Here is a 4,635-nt window from a genome sequence, read left to right on the forward strand (position 1 = left end):
GTGCGCTTCGAGGCTGCCGCGGCCGAGCCGCCGGCGCGCATCGATCCGCTGCTGCAGGGGCGCACCATCGCGGTCGCGCGCGATGCGGCCTTTGCCTTCATCTATCCGGCCAACCTCGACGTGCTTGCGGCGCTGGGCGCGCGGGTCGTGTTCTTCTCTCCGCTCGCCGGCGATGCGTTGCCCGCATGCGATGCGCTCTGGCTGCCCGGCGGCTACCCCGAGCTGCATGCGAAGGCGCTGTCCGCCAGCGAATCCCTGCGCGCGTCGCTGGCCGCGCACGCCGCCGCGGGCAAGCCGGTATGGGCCGAGTGCGGCGGCATGATGTCGCTGTTCGAGCAACTGGAAACGGCCGATGGCGCATCGCACGCGCTCTGGGGGCTGCTGCCGGGCCGGGTCGCGATGCACAAGCGGCTGTCCGGCCTCGGGCCGCAGCAGCTCACACTGGGTGCCCACACGCTGCGCGGCCACACCTTTCACTATTCGAGCTGCGAAACGCCGCTGGTGCCGGCGGCCTTCACCGGCAGGCCCGGCGCGGACGCCCGCGCGGGAGAGGCCTTCTATGTGCACGGCCCGGTGCGGGCGAGCTATTTTCATGCGTGGTTCGCGTCCAGCCCCGAAGCCACGGCCAGGCTGTTCGGCGCGATGCCGATCGAGCTCGAACACGAAACCCCGGAGGCCGATGCGCATGCGCGTTGAACACGAATTCATCCTCGGCGGCCAGAAGAGCGGCAAGTCGCGCCGCGCCGAGCAGCGCGCCGCCGACTGGCTGGCCGAGGCGCCCGCCATGCGGCGCGCCGTGCTGATTGCCACCGCCCAGGCGCATGACGAAGAGATGCAAGAGCGCATCGTGCGCCACCAGGCCGACCGCGCCCGCCGCGTGCCCGCCATGCGAACCGTGGAAGAACCGGTCGAACTGGCGCGCGCCATCGTCACGCAGAGTTCGCCCGACACGCTGGTGGTGGTCGACTGCCTCACGCTCTGGCTCACCAACCTGCTGATGCCGCTGCGCTGCGAGACCGCGCAGCCGGTCACGCGCACGCCGGCGGCGCATGCCGCGATGCTGCTGATGGCGCTGCGCGAAGCGCGCGGGCCGGTGGTGCTGGTCGGCAACGAGATCGGGCTGGGCGTGATTCCGCTCGGCCGCGAAACGCGCGCCTTCGTCGATGCGCTGGGCCGCATGAACCAGGACGTGGCGGCCGCCTGCGACCGCGTCACGCTGATGGCGGCCGGCTTGCCGCTGACCCTGAAGGCACCCGCATGACCGCCCGCTGGATTCGGTGCTTGTCCGCGGCGCTTGGCCTCGGCCTCTTCGCGCTGGCCGCGCATGCCATCGACGTGGTCGACGAGCGCGGCGTGACGGTGAGCCTGCCGCAGCCGCCGCAGCGCATCGTCACGCTGCTGCCGTCGCTGACCGAAGGCGTCTGCGCGCTTGGTGCCTGTTCGCGGCTGGTGGGCGTCGACAACTATTCCAACTCGCCCGATGCGGTGCGCGCCTTGCCACAGCTGGGCGGCGGGCTCGACCCGAACGTCGAAGCCATCGTGGCGCTGCGGCCCGATGCGGTGCTGCTCGCCAAGTCGTCGCGCGTGACGCAGCGGCTCGAGGCGCTGGGCCTCAAGGTGCTGGTGCTCGAACCCAAGAGCCATGCCGACGTGCGGCGCGTGCTCGACAAGCTCGACCAGGTGCTCGGCACCCGCGAGGCGCCAAACATCTGGCGCGCGATCGATGCCGGCGTGTCGGCCGCGGCGCAGTCGCTGCCGGCCAGTGCCAGGGGCCAGCGCGTCTACTTCGAGGTCAACAGCGCGCCCTATGCGGCCGGCGAGTCGTCTTTCATCGGCGAGACGCTCGCGCGCCTGGGCATGAAGAACATCGTGCCGGCTTCGCTCGGGCCCTTTCCCAAGCTCAACCCCGAATACGTGGTGCGCGCCAATCCCGATCTCATCATGGTCAGCGTGCGCAGCGCGGCAGGCATGGAGCAGCGCCCGGGCTGGAGCGGCATCCGCGCGGTGCGCGAAGGGCGCATCTGCCGCTTCGACGCCGCGCAGTCGGACGTGCTCGTGCGCCCCGGCCCGCGCATGGACGAGGCCGCGCGGCTGATGGCGCGCTGCATCGCCGAGAAGGCCGGCTGAGCCCGGGTGGACTTCATGCACACACGCCATCAGCGCCGCGTCTGGCTCTTCGGCATCGCCTTGCTGGTGCTGGGCGGCGCGCTGGCGGCGCTCGGCCTGGGTATCGGCAGCACCGGCTTCGAAAGCCTGGTCGCGGCATGGCGCGATCCGGTGGCGCTGCGCATCGTCTGGGACATCCGGCTGCCGCGCACGCTGGGCGCGTGGCTCGCGGGCGCACTGCTCGGGCTCGCGGGCTCGGTGGCGCAGGGGCTGTTCCGCAATCCGCTGGCCGATCCTTATCTGCTGGGCAGCGCCTCGGGGGCCTCGCTCGGCGTGGCGGTGGCGCTGCTGCTGTTCGGCGGCTCGGCCGCCAGCACGCAATGGGCGATGCGCCTGGGGCTCACGGGCGCGGCCTTCGTGGGCGCGGTGCTCGCGGTGATGCTCACGCTGGTGCTTGCGCGCGGCGTGCAGCAGACGCTGCGGCTGCTGCTCGCGGGTGTGATCGTCGGCGTGGTGCTCGGCGCCGCCAAGGACCTGATCACCATCGCCTCTGCCGACATCCTGCAGGCCATCCAGGGCTTCATCCTCGGCAGCACAGGCCTGGTCGGCTGGAGCGCATGCGCGGTGATGGCCGCGGTCGGTGCGGTGTGCCTGCTGCTGGGCTGGGCGCTCGCGCCGGTGCTCGACGGCCTTGCGCTCGGCGAAGCGACGGCCCGCAGCCTCGGCCTGCCGCTGGGCGCGATGCGCGCCACGCTGGTGGTGGTGCTCGCGCTGGCCACGGGCGCGGCGGTGGCGCAGACCGGGCTCATCGCCTTCGTCGGCCTGGCCGCGCCGCACCTCGTGCGTTCGGTGGTCAAGACCACGCATGCCGGGCTGATCGTGCTGTCGGCCGCAATGGGCGGCCTGCTGCTGATGGCGGCCGACCTGCTGGCGCGCTGGCTCATCGCGCCGCAGGAACTGCCCGTGGGCGTGCTCACGGCGGTGCTCGGCGGCAGCTACCTGCTGTGGCTGATGCACAGGCGCAGCGCGCGGGGCGGGGTGGCATGAGCCAGGAGATCCCCGCACTCGAAGCCCGCGGCCTGGGCGCCACGCTCGGCAACACCGAGGTGCTGCACGGCATCGACCTGAAGCTCGGCGCGGCGCGCTGGACCAGCCTGGTCGGGCCGAACGGGGCGGGCAAGTCGACCCTGCTCAAGGCGCTCGCGGGCCTGCTCGCGCACCGCGGCGAAGTCTTTCTTTTTGGCGAAGCATCGGCCAAGGTGCCGGGCCGCCTTCGCGCGCAGCGCCTGTCGTGGCTGGGCCAGAGCGGCGCGGCGGGCGAGGGCAGTGCCGACGACCTGATGGTCTACGACATCGCCATGCTCGGCCGCCTGCCCCACCAGCGCTGGCTCGCGGCGCCGAGCCCGGCCGACCGCGCGGCGGTGGAGCGTGCCTTGCGCAGCACCCAAGCGTGGGACTGGCGCGAACGGCCGCTCGGACAGCTCTCGGGCGGCGAACGCCAGCGCGTGCTGCTGGCGCGCGCGCTCGCGGTCGAGGCCGAGCTGCTGCTGATGGACGAGCCGCTCGCCAACCTCGACCCGCCGCACCAGGCCGACTGGATGCAGACCACGCGCGCCCTGGTGGCCGACGGCCGCACCGTGGTCAGCGTGCTGCACGAACTGCCGATGGCGCTGGCCGCCGACGAGCTGGTGGTGATGAACCACGGCCGCGTGGTGCACCACGGCGGCAGCAGCGACCCGGCCACCCACGCCGCGCTCGAACAGGTGTTCGACCACCGCATCCGCGTGCACCGCGTGGCCGAGCAGTGGATCGCGCTGCCGAACTGACCGCCCCCCATCAACACGGAGCCCGCCTCATGCAAATCGAAACTCCCCCCAGCGAGAAGCCGTACGACAAGGCCGAAGGCGAACGCCGCGGCATCGTCATCGTCAACACCGGCGACGGCAAGGGCAAGAGCACCGCGGCCTTCGGCCTGGCGCTGCGCGCGCACGGCCGCGGCAAGGCGGTGAAGATCTACCAGTTCATGAAGGTGCCTTCGGCGCGCTTCGGCGAGCACCGCATGTTCGAGCAGATCGGCATTCCGATCGAAGGGCTGGGCGACGGCTTCAGCTGGAAGAGCCAGGACCTCGAACACTCGGCCCAGCTCGCGCGCGATGGCTGGGAAAAAGCCAGGGCGGCCATTCTTTCGGGCGAGTTCTTCCTGGTGGTGCTCGACGAGATCACCTATCCGCTGATCTACGGCTGGCTGCCGCTCGAAGGCGTGCTCGAAACGCTGCGCACGCGGCCCAAGCACGTGCACGTGGTGCTCACGGGCCGGCGCTGCCCGCCCGAGATCGTCGAGCTGGCCGACACCGTGACCGAGATGGCCATGGTCAAGCACGCATTCAAGGCCGGCATTCCGGCGCAGCGCGGCATCGAGGACTGATTTCGATGTCGCAAGCCTTCGCGGCCGACGAGGTGAGGGCGGTGTACCGCGCCATCCATGAGCGGCGCGACATGCGTCACTTCGCAGGGGGGCAGGTGGCGCCC

General features: G+C 71.8%; 5 protein-coding genes and 2 pseudogenes. All 7 read left to right on the forward strand.

Annotated features, from left to right (window positions below):
* A pseudogene (locus tag AC1DOC_RS20070) lies at positions 1-696 on the forward strand (cobyrinic acid a,c-diamide synthase); the annotation flags it as partial.
* Positions 686-1,261 (forward strand): bifunctional adenosylcobinamide kinase/adenosylcobinamide-phosphate guanylyltransferase, encoded by a 576-nt coding sequence (locus AC1DOC_RS20075; protein WP_012747658.1) that lies wholly within the window; start codon positions 686-688, stop codon positions 1,259-1,261. The pseudogene AC1DOC_RS20070 and the gene AC1DOC_RS20075, both read left to right, overlap by 11 nt.
* A complete protein-coding gene (locus AC1DOC_RS20080; RefSeq protein WP_018905060.1) occupies positions 1,258-2,127 on the forward strand; it encodes an ABC transporter substrate-binding protein in 870 nt (289 codons plus the stop codon). The genes AC1DOC_RS20075 and AC1DOC_RS20080 overlap by 4 nt, the downstream gene beginning before the upstream one ends.
* Before the next feature lie 15 nt (positions 2,128-2,142).
* Positions 2,143-3,153, forward strand: coding sequence for a FecCD family ABC transporter permease (locus tag AC1DOC_RS20085; protein WP_026284069.1), 1,011 nt, complete (start codon positions 2,143-2,145; stop codon positions 3,151-3,153).
* Positions 3,150-3,932: an ABC transporter ATP-binding protein gene (locus AC1DOC_RS20090; protein ID WP_018905058.1), complete on the forward strand. Its 783-nt coding sequence runs from the start codon at positions 3,150-3,152 to the stop codon at positions 3,930-3,932. Before AC1DOC_RS20085 ends, AC1DOC_RS20090 begins: the two co-directional genes overlap by 4 nt.
* A gap of 29 nt (positions 3,933-3,961) precedes the next feature.
* The gene (gene cobO / locus AC1DOC_RS20095; RefSeq protein ID WP_012747662.1) at positions 3,962-4,531 is read left to right on the forward strand and encodes a cob(I)yrinic acid a,c-diamide adenosyltransferase; all 570 of its coding nucleotides are present in this window, start codon (positions 3,962-3,964) and stop codon (positions 4,529-4,531) included.
* Positions 4,532-4,536: 5 nt separating this feature from the next.
* Positions 4,537-4,635: pseudogene (locus AC1DOC_RS20100) on the forward strand (5,6-dimethylbenzimidazole synthase); the annotation flags it as partial.

The organism is Variovorax sp. 01T439_2, from assembly GCF_056398445.1.